We start from the raw sequence: 17,983 nt of genomic DNA, 5'->3' as shown, positions 1-17,983 counted from the left end.
TCCCGTTCCCGGGCCGCAGCGTACGGGCCTGGCTCACCCGATCCCCTGCCGGTCGGGAAGCAGCGCGAACTCCCGCTCGGCCGCGCCCCGTACCGTCCGCTCCACCGACTGAGTCAGCAGCGCCCGGTGCCGGAGCAGCGGCTGCCGCCGGCCGGGCGGTGCCAGCAGCAGGAGATCATCGATCCCGGCCAGCAGCCGCCGGGTGACCTGCGGACTGTCCGCCGCGCACCGCCGGACCTCCTCGAACCCGAGATCCACCAGATCCGCCCACCCCGGTACGTCCTGCACCAGCCGCACGACCCCCTCGCGGTCCCGGTGGTGGACGGCGCCGAGGGGCAGGTCCACGACGGCCGCGAGGAACTGCACGATCCGGTCCAGGCACTGCACGGCGGTGGTCGGATCGTTCACCGACGTGGACAGGGCCCGCAGCGCGATGTCCGACAACTGGCGCGGCCCGAACGCCAGGTCCTGGTGGAGCGTGCGCTCGACCCCGACGGACACCGTGTACCGCAGCGCACGCCGGGGCGGCGCGGCCCCGCCGTGCACCGCCAGCACCGGCGTCCCCGGTACGACGAAGTCCCCGAGCCGGGGGATCAGCCGCAGCACGACGTCCTGGTGCCGCGCGGCCCGCACCAGCCGTGCCACGTTCACGTCCCGCAGCACCCCGGCCCGCCCCTCGTGCACGAGCTGCCCGCTCTCGGCGCCGAGCGGCCCCTCCTGCGGCCGGCCGGCATCCGCCCCAGTACCCGGAACGAGTCCCGGGTGATGCGGTCGACGACGGGGCCCACCTGCATCAGGCGCAGGGTGGAGCTCACATAGGCAATGAAGAGCAGCAGGCTGAGCCCGACGAGCGCGGCGGTCAGCACACTCTGCACGAACGGTACGGACGTGACCAGACGCGGATCCGTCTCGCTCTCGTACGAGCTGAGGACCAGCAGCGAGAAGACGAACGTGGCCAGGAACACCGACAGCGTGAGCTTGCTGATCCGGCTCCGTACGAAGATCCGCACCACTCGGGGCGTGAGCTGCCCGCTCGCCATCTGCACGGCCACCAGCGAGATGCTGAAGACCACACCGATGAAGGTCATCATCGCCGAGCTGACGGTGACGACGATCTGCTTGGTGTCCTCCGCGACCGAGACCAGATCCTTGATCTCGTCGTACGCGCGCTCGTCCTTCAGGTAGCCGACGAGCTGCTCGTCGAGCGCAGAGGCGGCGAACCAGAGCACGATGGCGCAGACCAGCGTCAGGCTCGGAGCGAACCAGAAGGTGTCGCGCAGGTGCTCGCGCAGCGGTGACAGGGCGCGGGGTGGCCGATAGCCGCGATCACTCATGCCGGCGAACGTAACCCGCCCCGCCCGCACCCTCGTGGACCCCGCCGCCGACCCTCCGGGCACACCGTCCGTACGTGACCGGCAACGCAATGTGCGCAACGGTGGGGACGCGGCGCCCCGAGCGCCCGGCCGATCGGCCCGCACCCCGCTGACCACCGAATATGCAGGTGAGGCGGACCCCAAACCCCTGGTATTGTTTTCTTTGTCGCCACGGGAGACCGCGGCTGACCACCCAGTCCGGGTGGCGGAATGGCAGACGCGCTAGCTTGAGGTGCTAGTGCCCTTTATCGGGCGTGGGGGTTCAAGTCCCCCCTCGGACACCAGCTCAGACCCCTGTTGATCAGGGGTCTTTTGCTTTTCCGGGCGCCGGCGGTACGACCGCCGGGCCCCTTCCCCGGCCGCCCGCGCATGAACGCGGGCCGCGAGGTCGTCCCCACTTGGCACACCTGGCCCCCGCGCGTCACGATCCGGTCTCGGAGGGCGGGTAGGGGCTTGTTTTCGGCCATGTAATCGATTCCAATCATCCGTGTAATCGATTCCACGGCCCTGGGCCGCTGGTTTCGAGGCGTACGGAAACCACAAGGAGGTGGTCCCGGAAATGGCGAGCATCAAGGATGTCGCGGCCCAGGCAGGAGTCTCTGTCGCCACGGTCTCCCGCGTCCTCAACAGCCATCCCTCCGTCAGCCCGGACGCGCGCAGACGCGTCCTCGCCGCCGTCGAAGCCCTCGGCTACCGGCCGAACACGCTGGCCCGCTCGCTGCGCACCGATCAGACCCGCACGCTCGGACTGGTCATCAGCGACGTGCTCAACCCGTACTTCACCGCCCTGGCCCGCTCCGTGGAGGAGGAGGCCCGCGCCCTCGGCTACAGCGTGATCATCGGTAACGCCGACGAGCGGCCCGAGCAGCAGGACGACCACGTCCGCACCCTGCTGGACCGCCGGATCGACGGGCTCCTCGTCTCACCGGCCGACGGCGACTCCCCGCTGCTGCACGACGTCGCACGCGCCGGTACACCGATGGTCTTCGTGGACCGCTGGATGCCGGGTGTGGACGTCCCCGTCGTCCGCGCCGACGGGCACCGGGCCGTCCAGGACCTGGTCGCCCACCTGTACGCGCTCGGTCACCGCAGGCTCGCCATCATCGCCGGGCCCGCGGCCACCACCACCGGCGACGAGCGCGTCGAGGCCTTCCGGGCCGCGATGAGCGCGCACGGACTCGCCCTGCCGGACGCCTACATCGGCCAGGGTGACTTCCAGGCGGCCAGCGGCCGGCGGGCCACCGAGCACTTCCTCGCCCTTCCCGAACCGCCCGAGATCGTGTTCGCGGCGGACAACCTGATGGCGCTCGGCGCCCTGGACGCCATCCGCGCCCATGGACTGCGGGTGCCGGAGGACATCGGGCTCGCGGCCTTCGACGACATCCCCTGGTTCGTCCACACCGGACCCCCTATCACCGCGATCGCCCAGCCGACCGGCGAACTCGGCCGCGCGGCCGTACGCGCCCTGGTCGACATCGTCGAGGGCAGGCCCCCGCAGTCCGTCACGCTGCCCGCCCGCCTGGTCGTACGCGGCTCCTGCGGCGAGCGCACGAACGAGCCGGAACCGTTCGCCACCGAGCCGAGGAGCAACGCGTGAGCGAGTCAGTCGAGTTGCCGCGCGTCGACGAGTCAGTCGAATTGCTGCGCGTCGAAGGCGTGCGCAAGACCTTCCCCGGGGTGGTCGCCCTGGACAGCGTCGACTTCGATCTGCGCGGCGGCGAGGTCCACGTCCTGCTCGGTGAGAACGGCGCCGGCAAGAGCACCCTCATCAAGATGCTCTCCGGTGCCTACCGTCCCGACAGCGGCCGGATCTTCGCCCGGGGACAGGAAGTCCGCATCAACGGGGCGCAGGACGCGGAGAAGCTCGGGATCGCCACGATCTACCAGGAGTTCAACCTGGTCCCCGATCTCACGGTCGCCGAGAACATCTTCCTCGGCCGCCAGCCGCGCCGGTACGGACTCATCGACCGGCGTCGGATGGAGGCCGACGCCGAGGTGCTGCTGCACCGCGTCGGCCTGCACGTGTCGCCCCGGGCGAAGATCCGCGAACTGGGCATCGCCCGGCTCCAGATGGTCGAGATCGCCAAGGCCCTCAGCCTGGAGGCGCGCGTCCTGATCATGGACGAGCCGACCGCGGTCCTCACCTCGGAGGAGGTCGACAAACTCTTCCGGATCGTGCGCAGACTGCGCGAGGACGGCGTCGGCATCGTCTTCATCACCCACCACCTGGACGAGATCGCCGCCCTCGGTGACCGCGTCACCGTCCTGCGCGACGGCCGCAGCATCGACCAGGTGCCCGCCTCGACGCCGGAGGCGGAACTCGTCCAGCTGATGGTCGGCCGCAGCATCGACCAGCAGTACCCGCGTGAACGTGCCGATGCCGGGGAGCCGTTGCTGTCCGTGCGCGGCCTCAGCCGGGGCGGCGTCTTCCACGACATCAGCTTCGAGGTGCGGGCCGGTGAGGTCGTCGGCCTCGCCGGACTCGTCGGGGCCGGCCGCACCGAGGTCGCCCGCGCCGTCTTCGGCGCCGACCCCTACGACGCGGGCACCGTCCAGGTGCGCGGCGAGCGGCTCGGCAAGCACGACGTCACCGCAGCCATGAACGCCGGGCTCGGCCTCGTCCCCGAGGACCGGAAGGGCCAGGGCCTGGTGCTCGACGCCTCCGTGCAGGAGAACCTCGGCCTGGTCACCCTGCGCGCGGCGAGCCGCTCCGGGCTGGTCGACCTCAAGGGCCAGCGCACGGCCGCCGCCCGGATCGCGGAACAGCTCGGCGTACGGATGGCGGGCCTCGGCCAGCACGTCCGCACCCTCTCCGGCGGCAACCAGCAGAAGGTCGTCATCGGGAAGTGGCTGCTCGCGGACACCCGGGTGCTGATCCTCGACGAACCCACCCGGGGCATCGACGTCGGCGCCAAGGTCGAGATCTACCAGCTCATCAACGAGCTGACCGCCTCCGGCCACGCCGTCCTGATGATCTCCAGTGATCTGCCGGAGGTCCTCGGCATGAGCGACCGGGTGCTGGTCATGGCCCAGGGCCGGATCGCCGGTGAACTCCCCGCAGACCGGGCCACCCAGGACGCCGTGATGGCCCTCGCCGTCGGCTCCGCCCCCGCGACGGAACCCATCGAACCCATCGAACGCACCGAACCCACCGAACGCATCGAGAACGACGAGGAGGGCCCCCGTGGCCACTGACACCCATCCGCGCAAGGCGGGCGCGGGAGCCGCCGGGCCCGGCCTGCGCCGACTGCTGCTCGACAACGGAGCCCTCACCGCCCTGGTCGTCCTGCTGCTGGCGATGTCCCTGCTCTCGGGCGACTTCCTCACCACCCAGAACCTGCTGAACGTCGGCGTACAGGCCGCCGTCACCGCGATCCTCGCGTTCGGCGTCACCTTCGTCATCGTCTCCGCCGGCATCGACCTCTCCGTCGGCTCGGTCGCCGCGCTCTCCGCGACGGTCCTCGCCTGGTCGGCGACGTCGGCGGGGATGCCCGTCGTCCTCGCGGTCCTCCTCGCCGTCGCCACCGGCATCGCCTGCGGCTTCGTCAACGGCGCCCTCGTCGCGTACGGGAAGCTGCCCTCGTTCATCGCGACGCTGGCCATGCTGTCGATCGCCCGCGGTCTGTCCCTGGTGATCTCCCAGGGCAGCCCGATCGCGTTCCCCGACTCCGTCTCGAACCTCGGTGACACGCTCGGCGGCTGGCTGCCCGTACCGGTCCTCGTCATGATCGCCATGGGGCTGATCACCGCCCTCGTCCTCGCCCGCACCTACCTCGGCCGCTCGATGTACGCGATCGGCGGCAACGAGGAAGCGGCCCGGCTCTCCGGGCTCCGGGTCAAGAAGCAGAAGCTGGCCATCTACGCGCTGTCCGGCCTCTTCGCCGCCGTCGCGGGCATCGTCCTCGCCTCCCGGCTGACCTCCGCCCAGCCGCAGGCCGCGCAGGGGTACGAACTCGACGCGATCGCCGCGGTCGTCATCGGCGGCGCCAGCCTCGCGGGCGGCGTCGGCAAGGCCTCCGGCACTCTGATCGGCGCACTGATCCTGGCGGTGCTGCGCAACGGCCTCAACCTGATGTCCGTGTCCGCCTTCTGGCAGCAGGTCGTCATCGGGGTCGTCATCGCGCTCGCCGTGCTGCTCGACACGCTGCGCCGCAAGGCCGGTTCGGGAGCCGCGTCCTCGGCCGGCTCCTCCGCCGCCGGGCCGGGATCACCGGGATCGGGGCGCAGAGGAGCGATGAAGGCTGGTCTCGCACTGGTCTGCGTGGCGGCCGTCATCGCCGCCGTGACGTTCTTCAACTCCGGTTCCTCCGGCGGTAACACCCGGATCGGGATGTCCCTCTCCACGCTCAACAACCCCTTCTTCGTCCAGATGAAGGCGGGTGCGCAGGCCGAGGCCAAGGCCGCCGGGATCGACCTCACCGTCACCGACGCGCAGAACGACGCCTCGCAACAGGCCAACCAGCTCCAGAACTTCACCAGTTCCGGTGTGGACTCGGTCATCGTCAACCCGGTGGACTCCGACGCGGTCGGACCGGCCGTACGCGGCGCCAACGACGCGGACATCCCCGTGGTCGCCGCCGACCGGGGCGTCAACAAGGCGGACACCGCGACACTGGTGGCCTCCGACAACGTGGCCGGTGGCAAGCTCGCCGCCAAGGCCCTCGCGGACAAGCTCGGCGGCAAGGGCAGCATCGTCGTCCTCCAGGGCACCGCGGGTACCTCCGCCAGCCGCGAGCGCGGCGCGGGCTTCGCCGCGGGCATCAAGGCGTACCCGGGCATCAAGGTCGTGGCCACCCAGCCCGCCGACTTCGACCGCACCAAGGGCCTGGACGTCATGACCAACCTCCTCCAGGGCCACCCCGGCATCACCGGTGTCTTCGCGGAGAACGACGAGATGGCGCTCGGCGCGGTCAAGGCGCTCGGCAGCAAGGCCGGGAAGTCGGTCTCCGTGGTCGGTTTCGACGGCACACCGGACGGCCTGAAGGCGGTCGGCGCCGGCACGCTGTACGCGTCCGTCGCCCAGCAGCCCAAGGAGCTCGGCAAGATCGCCGTACGGAACGCGGTCCGGGCGGCCGAGGACAAGAAGGTCGCCGCCACGGTCAAGGTGCCCGTCAAGGTCGTCACCCGGCAGAACGTGGCCGACTTCTCCTGACCGGACGGCACACCGCCCCGGCCACCCGCTCCACGGAAGGAAGGCAGTAGCAGCAGATGTACGAGAACGAGGACTCCGGCCCCGCCCGGTACGACCTCCTGGTCGTCGGTTCGGCCAATGCCGACCTGGTCGTCGGCGTCGACCGGCGCCCGGCGGCGGGGGAGACGGTGCTCGGCTCAGACCTGGCCGTCCACCCGGGCGGCAAGGGCGCCAACCAGGCGGTCGCCGCCGCCCGCCTCGGCGCCCGCACGGCGCTGCTGGCCCGGGTCGGTGACGACGCGCACGGCAGGCTGCTGCTGGAATCGCAGCGCTCTGCGGGCGTCGACACCACCGGAGTCCTCGTGGGCGGAGCGCCGACGGGCGTCGCCCTGATCACGGTCGACCCGACGGGCGACAACAGCATCGTCGTCTCGCCGGGCGCCAACGCACGGCTCACCCCGGCGGACATCCGGGCGGCGGGCCCCCTCCTCTCCGCCGCCCGGGTCGTCTCCGTCCAGCTGGAGATCCCCCTGGAAACGGTCGCCGAGACGGCGCGCGTGCTCCCTGCGGGGACCCGGCTCGTCCTCAACCCGTCCCCGCCCGCCCCGCTCCCCGCCGAAGTACTCGCGGCCTGCGACCCCTTGGTGGTCAACGAGCACGAGGCCCGCTTCATTCTGGGCCGGGACGCGGGCACCACCCCCGAATCCTGGGCACGGGCCCTCACCGCGCTCGGCCCCCGCTCGGTGGTGATCACCCTGGGCGCCGGCGGCGCAATGGCCGCCGACACCCGTACCGGGGAGTGCGTACGGGTACCCAGCCCCGAGGTCGACGCGGTGGACACGACCGGTGCGGGCGACGCGTTCACCGCAGCCCTGGCCTGGCGGCTCGGCCTGGGCGAGGAGCTCCCCGTGGCGACGGCCCTCGCCGTCCGGGTCGGCGCGGCCGCCGTCACCAGGCAGGGCGCGCAGGCGTCGTTCCCCACCGAGGAAGAGATCGGCGCACTGTGAAGAAGTCAGGCATCCTCAATCGCCACCTCGCGGGCGCCCTGGCCGAGCTGGGCCACGGCGACACCGTCCTGATCTGCGACGTCGGCATGCCCATCCCGCCGGGCCCCCGCGTTGTCGACCTGGCCTTCCGGGCGGGCGTCCCCTCGTTCGCGGAGGTGCTCGACGGGCTGCTGGACGAACTCGTGGTGGAGGGCGCGACGGCGGCCGAGGAGATCCGGGAAGCCAATCCGGCGGCGTCCCGCCTCCTGGCCGAACGCCTCCCGGACCTCACCCACGTCCCCCACGACGCACTCAAGGCGCTCACGGCCCACGCGCGCCTGGTGGTGCGTACGGGCGAGGCGCGGCCGTACGCGAATGTGCTGCTGCGCTGCGGGGTCTTCTTCTGAGGAGCCCACCCACGGGCACGGGCGGGCCCTGCACGTCCGGCCACGGCGCACGGGCCGGCCCCGCGCGTCCGCCCACGGGCACCGGCCGGCCCGACGCATCCGGCCACGGCGCACGGTGCGGCCCCGCGCGGTCAGTTCGCCGTCACGATGCCATGGCCCGTGACGGCCACGAGCACCCGGCGGTACTCCGCGGGGCGGGCGTCGAAGTCCACCCGCGCGGCCAGCCCGGCGGCGTCGTTGTCCTGACCCCGCAACAGGTCCACCGACGTCTGCGCGAACCGGTCCGCGAGGCCCTCCCGCGCGGCCGTGGCCAACTCCTCACGCAGCAGCGCCACGGATTTCCGGGCGAGGCGGCGACGGTCAGGCCCGGCACGCAGCATCTCCCGGTACCCACCGCACGGTTCGGCGTCGGCCAGCAGCGGTTCGAGCCGCTCGGCCAGAGCCCGTCCCACCACGGCCGTGCGCCGGGCGGCCGCTCCGCCCGCCACCAGCACCTGGAGAGCGACCAGCAGGGCCGTCGTCCGGGGCTCGGGCCGGTCGGAGTCGACCCGTACGGCGGCGGTGGCGTCCACCCGGTCGGAGATCCGCCGCGCGGCGGCCACCGCGCGCCCGGCCGCCCGGGGCCCCACCCCCGGCAACCGGCCCAGCTCCCACGCCCCGGCGTCGAGCACGTCCCGCAGGCTCCGGATGCCGCCCTGCTCCCAGTCACCGGGGCCGGGCCGCCCCCTGACCGCCCAGCGCAGCCGCGCCACCGGGAGCCGGCCCAGCCGCTCGTCCACCAGCTCTCCGTGCAACGGCGCCCAGGCCGCCCGTACGGCCTCCACGGCCCGCTGGTGATCGACGGCGACCGCTCCGGCGGCGTCGCTGAGCCGCCGTGCTCGCCGCAGCACCTGCGGACTCACCCCGCTCGTCCGTGCCATGGCCCGGATGTTCCCGCCGACGAGACCCACGATCGTCACGAGAAGACCGACCGCCACCAGCGCGTCGGAGATCCGGGTCAGCTTGTCGTCCGGCCCGCTGTCCCGGTCCAGTTCGTACAGATCACCTCGGTCCGCACCTTCGGACCGCACGAAACCGGTGTCCCAGCCGAACCCGGAACCCTCGTCGTAGTACGGCGCCTTGAGGATCTGATCGCGATCCGGATCACACCGATACGGGCCCTCGCGCTCGCCCTCCCCGAACGGATCGGCCCACCGCACCGTGCACGCCCCGTCGGCCGACTCGTGGAGCACCGTCAGGTCCACCTGCCGCAGCTCGGGGTAGCCGGGCGAGGCGAGATACACCCCCAGCGAACACCCGATCAGCACCAGGCCGACCGCCAGCACCCACCGGAACACAGGCACATGCCCCCTCATCCGGTCCCCCCTCGCCTCGCGACCGCCAGCCCCCTGCCGGCCAGCTTGCGCCGCGCCCGGCCGGGCATCAAGAAGCGGGACCGGCAGCCCCGGGGGCCCGGTCCCTGCCTGATCCCGGCAAGCAGCCGGCCGGTTACCGCCCCGATGCCACGACCGGATAGTGATCGGAGAGGTTCGTGTACGTGTAGTCCGTCCCCCAGCTCGACACCGTCCACGGCGCGCTCTCCTCCTTGACCACCTCGTTCGTCCACCCCGCCGGCTTCGCGTGCCCCGTACGGTGCAGCACGTGGTCGAGGTCCTCGCGGGGGTCATCGGGGTAGCGCTCCGAGGCGATCGAGTTGTCCCGGGTGTCGAAGGAGTAGGGGTGCCCGGTGCGGGCGTCCGCAGCGGTCAGTCCGGCGTTCGTCAGCAAGTCGGCGTACTCGGGGGAGCGGGAGTCCACGTTGAGGTCGCCTGCCACGATGACCTGTTCCGAGTCGGGGATGTTCTTCGCGTCGAGGAATGCGTCGATCTGCTGGAACTGCCGTGCCCGGATTGCGGCCGCCTCGCCCGACGCGCACCCCGGGTCGGTCGACTGGGTGTGGGTGCCCACCACGTGCACACGTACCCCGTTGACGTTCAACTCGGCATACGCGAAGCCTTTGTTGGACCACCAGTCGCTGCCGCAGGCGTCCTTGTAGATGTGCTGCTCCTGGCGGATGACCGGCCACTTGCTCAGGATCGTGACGCCGCCGTCCTCGGGCGTGGTGGCCGAGTAGGCGCCGCTGGTGGCATCCCAGCCGCTCCGGCTCCGGCCCACCACCGGTGTGTGGTACGGGTATTGGCCGGACGCGTTGCGGGTCAGGGCGTCGGAGGCGGTGTTGTCGAACGCCTCCTCCAGTACGACGACGTCATTGCCCTGGAAGAAGCCGGCCTTCGGTATCTCGGCGGCCCGGTGCGCCTGCCCCCAGTTGGGGTAGAGGCTGGTGCTCATCAGGAACGTGTTGTACGTGAGGACCCGAAGCGGCGGCGGGGTGTCGGCCGCCGATGCCCGCGGTGCGACGGCCACCAGCGCGGCGGCGGTGAGCGTGGCGGACAGGGTCACGCCGGAGATTCGGCGGAGCGCGGAGTGCGGCACGGGGTACTCCTGAGTCTGCTGCTGCATGGGGGCGGATGAATGCTGGGACCCATGAAAGCAGGGGGAGTTACCCGTGGGTAGACAGCAGATTCCGGGAGTCCTGACCGCAGCCGTCCAACAGGTGCCCGCCCAGCCCCAGGACACCTGCCCCCCCCGGTTTCCGACGCCCGTCACTTCCTCTCGGCGTACACGATGAGGTTGTCCACGGGGTGCCCCGCGGCGTCGAACGCGCCGTCGCAGGTGATCAGCCGCAGCGCACGGGCCTTGGTGTGTCCGTAGACCCGCGCGGTCGGGAACGCCGTCTTGCTCGCCGTCTCCCGGCCGGTCACCTCGAAGTGGATCTCGGTGCCCCGGTCGTCGCGGACGCTGATGTCCGCACCCTTGGTGATCTTCTTGAGGTCGTGGAACACGGCTCGGCCGAAGCGGGTGTCGTTGTGGCCGATCAGTACGGCGGGGCCCGGCTGGCCGGGTACTGAGCCGCCGGTGTACCAGCCGGTCGTCATGCCCTTGTCGGCGGGCGGCACCTCGACCGTGCCGTCGGCGTTGAGCCCGAGGCGCATGACCGCGCTGTTGATGCCGAGGGACGGGATGGAGACATGGACGGGCGGCGGGGCGGACTTCGCGGATGTGGACGGGGACGGGGGTGCGGGATCGGACGCGGTTCCCTTTCCGGGCGCGGGAGTTCCGGTCGTCGCGGGCGACTCGGCGCTCCGCGCCGCGGCCGAGGACTTCGACGGCGAGTCGGTGGAGCAGCCGGTCAACGCGGTCAGTGCGGTCAGCGCGAGGCAGGCGTACACCGGCAGTGCGGTACGCCGGAGACACTGGGGTGTACGGGACATCCGGGGCGTGCGGGACATGAGGACGGACTCCAGAAGTGATCGGCCGACGGCAGTGGCGCCGCCCTGATGCAGGACGGCGCCACTGCCGGTTCTATCGGCTGAGGGTGGGTCAGCCGTTGCGACGGCCGGTGGAGCGGCGGCGCAGGACGACCGTTCCGGCGCCCGCGACCAGGAGGGCCGCCACGGCGGACCCCGTGACGGCGGCGGTGTTGTCACCGGACGTGCCGGCCGGGCGCTCGCCCGCCGCGACTCCGCCACGCGGTGCCCTGGTCGGCGCTTCGGTGGCGGGGGCGGGGGAGGGGCTCTCGCCCGCGGCGACTCCGCCGCGCGGTGCCCTGGTCGGCGCGGCGGTGGCGGGGGCGGGGGAGACCGAGGGGGCGTCCGAGGGAGCCTCCGAGGGGGTGGCGGCCTTGGTGGGCGCGGCTGAGGCGGCGGGGGAGGAGTCGGCGAAGGCCGAGGCGGCGGGGACGCTTACCGCACCGACCACCACAGCGGCCAGGACGGCGGTACGCAAGGACGAGCGCAGGGACATGTATGTGGCTCCGTTCAGGACGGCCCCGAAGGCGCCGCGATGCGGAATCGCACCGCGGCGCGGGGCGTGCTGACAGGCTGTCCCGGAGTTATGAAGAAGCTGTCAGGACGCTGTGTTCATCGCATCAGGGCTGCCCGGAGCCGTCCCGATCGTGGGCCGGGGCAACGTGGCCCGGGACGCCGCCGGGCGGGAGGTCGTCGGTGCGGCCGGGCTCCGGTTCCGGCAGGCCGTCCCCGTACGCGCCCCCGCGGTCGGCCGGGAGGCGGAGGGTGAACACCGACCCCTGCCCCTCCACGCTCACCGCGGTGACGGTGCCGTCGTGCGCCTCGGTGAGCTTCCGTACGATCGCCAGCCCCAGTCCGCTGCCTCCCGTACGCCGGCTGCGGGACTTCTCGCCGCGCCAGAATCGGTCGAAGACATGGGCAAGGTCCTCCGGGGGTATGCCGCTGCCCGTGTCCGTGACGTCCACCAGAACCGCGTCGCCGGACTCGGAGCCGTACGGGCGCAGGGTGACGCTCCCGCCGGACGGGGTGTGGCGTACCGCGTTCGAGACCAGGTTGCCGATGGCCTGGCGCAGCCGGACCGGGTCGGCCGTCAGCCCCGGGACCGGGTGGTCCGGGGCCACGGGCAGCACGGTCAGCGCGACTCCGGACGTCTCGGCGCGGGCCTGGTGTGCGGCGGCGACCTGGCCCAGCAACTCCTCGATCCGGACCGGCTCGGCGTGCAGTCTGAGCGCGCCCGCGTCGGCCTGGGCCAGGTCCTGGAGGTCGTCGATGATGTGCTGCAACTGCACCGCCTCCTCGTGCAGCGAGGCGATGAACGCCGGGTCCGGCTCCGCCACCCCGTCCTGCGCCGCCTCCAGCCAGCCGCGGATGTTGCTGAGCGGGGTGCGCAGTTCATGGGCGACATCGCTGACCATGGCCTTGCGCTGGGCCTCCAGCCGCGCGCGGTGGGCGGACATGTCGTTGAACGTGGCGGCAAGCCGCCCGATCTCGGTGTCCGCGGCGACCAGCACCGGGACGCTGTCCTCGCCGTCCCGCATCCGCTGGGCGGCGCCCGTCAGCGCGCGCAGGGGGCGTACGAGCCGTGCGCCCACGAGGACCGACGCGCCTACGGTGAGAGCGAGGACGAGCGCCGCCGCCCCCGCGATCTTCGCGGTGTTGGCCGGTGAGAGATCGAAACCGGGCACCGTCGTGCCGCCGGTGTCACCGATGAACAGCAGGGCGGGCGAGGCGACGTACGAACCGAGCTGTTCGCGGCGGGCCGTGCCGACACAGGAGGCGATCGCCCGGTCGGCCTCGCCGTTCCCGGCCGCCGTCGAGGGGGCCGGAGCGGGGCTGGGCGCGTCGGTGGGGGCATAGGTCGGTGCGGGACTGGGCGACGCCATCGGCAGCTCGGTGGGAACCGACACGGCCGGCCTGGGTTCCGTGGGCTGGCCCCAGGAAAGATCCAGCTTCAGATCGACGCCGGCCCGGCCCTGGCGCTTGAGGCAGGCGTCGGCCAGCTGGTTGAGGGCTTTGAGCGCCTTCCTCTCGGTCGCGGTCGGGCTGTCCAGCTCATCGGTGGCGCAGCGCGTGCCCTGGACGCGGTCGGGGTCGTTGCCCACCACCTGGATCCGGGGGCGCCCGCTCTCGCTGCGGACCACGTCGGAGGCGATCCCGGTCGCGCTGAGGCAGGACACCTTCCGGTCCGCGGTCTTCTGCAGCGCCGCCCGCTCGGAGGCGGGCAGCCGGAACGGCCCGACCGCTCGCGGATCGACCCGGTCGGCCGGAGCCCCTGACGCGCCCGCGGTCTCGGCCGCCAGCGCCGTGTCCACCGACAGCGGATCGACGATCGCCGAGGCCTGCGCCGGCAGCGCCGCCGCCGACTCCGGATCGGCCGAGTCGGCGAGCGGAGCACGCCGTTCCGTCGTCAGCGCGATCCGCCGGCCGGACTGCTCGGCCAGTTCACGCACGGTCTTCCCGACGCCGTCCCAGGTGGGATGAGCCGCCGCGTATCCGAGCAGGCTGTGATAGATCCGGGCGTCGGCGGTGAGGTTCTGCCCCTGCTCCTGCCGGATCGCGCCGGACGTCGTCTGCACGGCCAGCCAGGCGGTGGCAGCCACCGAACATGCCGCCACGAGCGCCGAGACGGCCAGCAGCCGGGCGAAGAGGCTCTTGCGCAGGGGCAGCCGCGCCCCCCGTTGCCCGGGGTCCGCCGCCTGCTGTTCTCCGCTAGGACGACGCACGTGCCACCGCCTTCGCCGGGTCCGTCAGCTTGTATCCGACGCCGAAGACGGTGAGCAGCCGGGTGGGCCTGCGCGGGGCGGGTTCTATCTTCTTGCGCAGGTTCATGATGTGCACGTCGACCGTTCGGTCGCTGATGTACCGGTCGAATCCGTGGAGCTCCGCGAGCAGTTGCTGCCGGGAGAAGACCCGGTCGGGCTCGGCCGCGAGCGCCGCGAGGATCCTGAACTCACCGGGGGTGCATTCGACGGGTTCACCGCCGATCGAAACCAGATGCCGGGCCGGATCGACGACGAGCGAACCGACCCTCAGAGTCGGGTCGTCGGCCGGCTCCGCGCCCGTGACGCGGCGGCTGCGTCGCAAGAGCGTACGGACCCGGGCCATCAGCTCACGTGGGCTGTAAGGCTTGGTCACGTAGTCGTCCGCGCCCAGATCGAGTCCGAGCAGCAGATCGTCCTCGGTGGTGCGGGCCGTCAGCATCAGCACCGGCAACTCCCGGCACTCGGCGCGCAGGACACGCACCACATCCAGACCGTCGGCACGGGGCATCATCACATCGAGGACCAGCAGGTCGGGCTCCCGTTGCCGGACCAGGTCGAGGGCCGCGAGACCGTCGCCGACGAGCGTGACGGAGTGGCCCTCCCGTTCCAGGTAACGGCGGAGGAGTTCGGCCTGTTTCTCGTCGTCTTCAGCGACGATCACGTTTGCGCACACGTGCTCGATCGTAGAGGGGTTCGATCAGTGGACGTCGGGCTCTTGCCCGCGACGCCCCTGTCCTGCTCTTGTGTACCCGCAAGTAACTGGCGTGCGCGACGGTCGCTGCACGGGTGCGACAGCCGTGCGCTGCGTGTGCCGGACGAGGCGTACGTGACGGGCACGGCGTTCAAGAGGGTGGGCAGCAGGGTGGAGCCGGTAGCTGGGCACGAGGTACGGGGCAGGCTGCCCGAAGGACTGGCCGACGCGATACGCGAGACGGCTGCGGAGATCGCCGCGCTGCTGCGCGCCGCCCCCGACACCGGGCTGCCGGTCCCCAGGTCCGAGTGGACCGTGGGGGAGGCGGCGGCACATCTGGCGCAGGCCAACCAGCTGATGGCAGAGGTGGCCGCCGGGCACCCGCGCGACTACGGGGACGGCACCCCACGCGGTCTGGCCGCGGCCAACGAACGAGCCCTCGCGGCGTTCGGCGAGCGGGCCGGAGAGCCGCTGGCCGCGATGATCGTGGCGCAGACCGCCGCGTTCCTGGACGCGGTGACCGAACACCCCTCGGACGAGACGCTGATGACGCCGATGGGCCCGATGAACCGCGCGGTCCTCGGCTCGTACCTCCTGACGCACATGCTGGGCCACGGCTACGACCTGGCGCGGGCACTGCGGCGCCCGCACATGGCCGACCGGGTCAGGGCCGGGCTGACCCTGCCCTTCCTCGTCGAGGCCATGCCCCGGGTGACCGACGAGCGGGCCACGGCGGGTCTCACCGCGCGCTACACGGTCCGGCTGTGGGGCGGCGGCCGCTTCGGGGTGACGTTCACCGACGGCACGGTGGCGGTGGGCCACCGGCCGCCGGACCGCCCGGACTGCACGATCTCCATCGAGCCGGTCACGTTCCTGCTGATGGCACTCGGCCGCATCGCCCCGGCGGGCGCCATGGCCAGGGGACGGGTCCTGGCCTGGGGGCGCAAGCCGTGGATCGGCCCCCGCTTCCCGGAGTACTTCACGGCGCCGTGACCCGGCACGGACAACTTGGGGGTGCGGTGAGCACACGCCGCGCCGTCCAACTCGGTAGATTGCATCCGCACGGTGGCAGTGGCGGTGCCGGGGAGGGCGCATCGCGCGGAACACCGGGAACGGGGAGTGCGCCACATGCTGGATCCCATGTCGCTGACAGCCGTCTCGGCGGTGCTCGGGGCGGTCGGCTCGGGGATGGCCAACGAGGCCGGAAGATGGGCGTGGGAGTCGACCGGCGGATACGTCCGCCGCATCGTCGGCCGCGAGATCCCGGCGCCCGTAGCACCCGGCGAACTCGACGCGGTGGCCCTCCTGGTGTCGGAGCGACTCCGCCGGAACCCCGGGCTCGCCTCCTCCTGGACGGCGTTCGCGAGCCGGGTGAGCAGCACGGGCCGGGGCGGGGCAGCGGGCTTCACGCCGCGAGCCGGGCAGCCCGGCCTCCCCGCCTCCACAAGGTTCTTCACCGACCGCAAGGAGGCGCTGAAGAGCCTCGACCGCGAGGCGTCACGGCGCGCGGACGGCACCCCGAGGCTGGCCCTGGTGCACGGCGCCGAGGGCATGGGCACCAGCACGCTGGCGGTGCACTGGGGGGTCCGGCAGGCCGGCCTGTTCCCGGACGGCCAGCTCTACGCGGATCTGGCGGGCGGCACCACCGCAGCGCGCGGCACGGGGACCGTGTTGCGTAGCCTGCTGCGCCAACTCGGCGTGCCGGACGAGGAGATGCCGACCGCCGCCGGCCAACTGAGCGAGTTCTTCCGAGGCTGTGTGGCGGACCTGAGGCTGCTGATCGTCCTCGACCACGTGCACTCTGCCGCCCAGATCCGGCCGCTCCTCACCTCCGCGCCCGCCGTGTTCACGATCGTGGTGGCCCGCAGCCCGTTTCCCGGCCTCGACGCGGTGCGCGTTCCCGTCGGCCCGCTGGCGGACAAGGACGCGGTACGGCTGCTGACCCAGCTCCTGGACAAACCGGCGGTCGCCGCGGCCCGCGCCACCCTGCCCTCCGTCCTCGCCCGGTGCGGCGGATCGCCGTACGCCCTGCGCGCGGCGGCGCCCCGCCTCGCCGAGCCCGCCTCCGGTACACCGGCCGCCGGTGACCCCGTACGGGCGGCGGCGCAGGACAGCTACGGCGCCCTGGACCCGGAGACGGCGAAGCTGTACCGACTGCTGGCGGTGCGCGAATGGCCCGCGCTGGACGCCGCGGTGGCCGCCCGCGTCGCCGGGGTGGCACCGGAGGACGCCGAGCTGCGGCTGGAGGAACTGGCGGACGGGCTCCTGCTGGAGCGCAACACCACCGCCGAAGGGCGGGCCCGCTACCACTACCGCCCGGCGGTCCGCCGACATGCCGAGTCTGTCGCCGTACAGGAGGACGGCATCGCCGGCTGCTCGGCTGCGATGGCGCGAGCCCTGCGCTGGTACGTCGATCTGTCGACATCCGCGGCGCATCAGGCACTGCCCGAGAGCTGGCGGGTCCCCGAGCCCACGGGCACCCGCGAAACCCCTGCCTTCGAAAGCCGGGGCGAGGCGCTCGACGCCCTGATCGCAGAGTCCGGCAACCTGATCCAGGCAGTCCACTGTGCCGAGGAGTCCGGCGACCCGGCCTCGGCCGTACGGCTCTGCCGCTCCCTGTGGCCGCTGCAGCTCAAGGCCGGTCGCCACGAGACGCTGCTGCCCGCCCTGCGCGCCGGAGCACGGCTCGCTGATGCCCACCTGCCGGGAAGCGCGGACGCGGGAGCACTGCACGCCCAACTCGCCCACACGCTCACCGAACTGCGCCTCTGGGACGAGGCCGAGGTGGAAGCACTCGCGGCCGCGCGGGCCGAGGAGGCGGCCGGGCACAAGCGGGGCCATGCGTCGGCGGTGGAGTTCCTCGGACTGCTGAGGCTTCGGCAATGGCGGTTCCAGGAGGCGTACGACTGCTTCGAGGAGGCGGACGCCGTGCTGGTCACGATCGGGGCCGGGGACGAGGGGACCGCCGACGTCCCCCGCGCACGTGCCCTGCTGGAACGCCACCGGGGCCGGGCTCTGCGGGGCCTCGGCAGGTTCGAGGAGTCCAGGGAACGGCTGGAAACGGCGCTCCGTCACTTCCGCGCGGACGGCGATACGTACAACACGGCCCGGACGCTGACCGACCTGGCCGAGACCTGGCTTGACCAGTCGGACACCGCCGCCGCGCGCCCCCTGGTCGAGGCGGCGATCACGACGCTGAGCGGTCAGAGCGCCGAGTACCACGTGGCGTATCTGCGGTCCATGCGCGAGCGCTGCACGGCCGGGGAGCACGGCACCGGCTGAGGCG

General features: G+C 72.5%; 13 protein-coding genes, 1 tRNA gene and 1 pseudogene. 8 read left to right on the top strand and 7 right to left on the bottom strand.

What is annotated here, in order from left to right:
* Positions 1-33: 33 nt before the first annotated feature.
* Positions 34-1,334, bottom strand: a pseudogene (locus tag ACZ601_RS03840) (DUF2254 domain-containing protein).
* A 235-nt stretch (positions 1,335-1,569) separates the two neighbouring features.
* Between ACZ601_RS03840 and ACZ601_RS03835 the strand changes: the two are divergent.
* The 6 genes from ACZ601_RS03835 to rbsD all read left to right on the top strand — a co-directional run bounded on the left by ACZ601_RS03835 (position 1,570) and on the right by rbsD (position 7,897).
* Positions 1,570-1,657, top strand: a tRNA-Leu gene (locus ACZ601_RS03835).
* A 275-nt stretch (positions 1,658-1,932) separates the two neighbouring features.
* Entirely contained in the window at positions 1,933-2,970 is a 1,038-nt protein-coding gene (locus ACZ601_RS03830; protein WP_469532558.1) for a LacI family DNA-binding transcriptional regulator, read from the top strand.
* Positions 2,967-4,568, top strand: a complete 1,602-nt coding sequence (locus tag ACZ601_RS03825) for a sugar ABC transporter ATP-binding protein (protein ID WP_469532556.1) — start codon at positions 2,967-2,969, stop codon at positions 4,566-4,568. Before ACZ601_RS03830 ends, ACZ601_RS03825 begins: the two co-directional genes overlap by 4 nt.
* Positions 4,558-6,525 (top strand): ABC transporter permease/substrate-binding protein, encoded by a 1,968-nt coding sequence (locus tag ACZ601_RS03820; RefSeq protein ID WP_469532555.1) that lies wholly within the window; start codon positions 4,558-4,560, stop codon positions 6,523-6,525. Before ACZ601_RS03825 ends, ACZ601_RS03820 begins: the two co-directional genes overlap by 11 nt.
* Before the next feature lie 56 nt (positions 6,526-6,581).
* Positions 6,582-7,511, top strand: coding sequence for a ribokinase (locus tag ACZ601_RS03815; RefSeq protein WP_469532553.1), 930 nt, complete (start codon positions 6,582-6,584; stop codon positions 7,509-7,511).
* Positions 7,508-7,897 (top strand): D-ribose pyranase, encoded by a 390-nt coding sequence (gene rbsD / locus ACZ601_RS03810; RefSeq protein WP_469532552.1) that lies wholly within the window; start codon positions 7,508-7,510, stop codon positions 7,895-7,897. Before ACZ601_RS03815 ends, rbsD begins: the two co-directional genes overlap by 4 nt.
* 131 nt (positions 7,898-8,028) lie before the next feature.
* On the opposite strand, the gene ACZ601_RS03805 is transcribed toward rbsD, so the two are convergent.
* From ACZ601_RS03805 to ACZ601_RS03780, 6 genes are all read right to left on the bottom strand, one after another.
* Complete coding sequence (locus ACZ601_RS03805) at positions 8,029-9,240, bottom strand: hypothetical protein (protein WP_469532551.1); 1,212 nt, start codon at positions 9,238-9,240, stop codon at positions 8,029-8,031.
* A 145-nt stretch (positions 9,241-9,385) separates the two neighbouring features.
* The gene (gene sph / locus ACZ601_RS03800) at positions 9,386-10,369 is read right to left on the bottom strand and encodes a sphingomyelin phosphodiesterase (RefSeq protein WP_469533822.1); all 984 of its coding nucleotides are present in this window, start codon (positions 10,367-10,369) and stop codon (positions 9,386-9,388) included.
* Between the two features lie 170 nt (positions 10,370-10,539).
* On the bottom strand, positions 10,540-11,226 hold the full coding sequence (locus ACZ601_RS03795; RefSeq protein ID WP_469532550.1) for a class F sortase: 687 nt from the start codon (positions 11,224-11,226) through the stop codon (positions 10,540-10,542).
* Positions 11,227-11,317: 91 nt separating this feature from the next.
* On the bottom strand, positions 11,318-11,740 hold the full coding sequence (locus ACZ601_RS03790; RefSeq protein ID WP_469532549.1) for a sortase-dependent protein: 423 nt from the start codon (positions 11,738-11,740) through the stop codon (positions 11,318-11,320).
* Between the two features lie 124 nt (positions 11,741-11,864).
* A complete protein-coding gene (locus ACZ601_RS03785) occupies positions 11,865-13,967 on the bottom strand; it encodes a sensor histidine kinase (RefSeq protein WP_469532548.1) in 2,103 nt (700 codons plus the stop codon).
* Positions 13,954-14,679, bottom strand: a complete 726-nt coding sequence (locus tag ACZ601_RS03780) for a response regulator transcription factor (protein WP_469532545.1) — start codon at positions 14,677-14,679, stop codon at positions 13,954-13,956. Before ACZ601_RS03780 ends, ACZ601_RS03785 begins: the two co-directional genes overlap by 14 nt.
* A 189-nt stretch (positions 14,680-14,868) precedes the next feature.
* Here ACZ601_RS03780 and ACZ601_RS03775 point away from each other — a divergent pair, with 189 nt between their 5' ends.
* Together ACZ601_RS03775 and ACZ601_RS03770 are read left to right on the top strand one after the other, a co-directional pair.
* The gene (locus ACZ601_RS03775) at positions 14,869-15,690 is read left to right on the top strand and encodes a maleylpyruvate isomerase family mycothiol-dependent enzyme (protein WP_469532543.1); all 822 of its coding nucleotides are present in this window, start codon (positions 14,869-14,871) and stop codon (positions 15,688-15,690) included.
* Between the two features lie 147 nt (positions 15,691-15,837).
* Positions 15,838-17,979, top strand: a complete 2,142-nt coding sequence (locus ACZ601_RS03770; protein ID WP_469532541.1) for a tetratricopeptide repeat protein — start codon at positions 15,838-15,840, stop codon at positions 17,977-17,979.
* The last annotated feature ends 4 nt before the right edge of the window (positions 17,980-17,983 follow it).

The organism is Streptomyces sp. NPDC104307, assembly GCF_055584045.1.
Note: the sequence above shows the minus strand (reverse complement) of the source record. Positions and strands in the feature narration are given on the sequence as shown.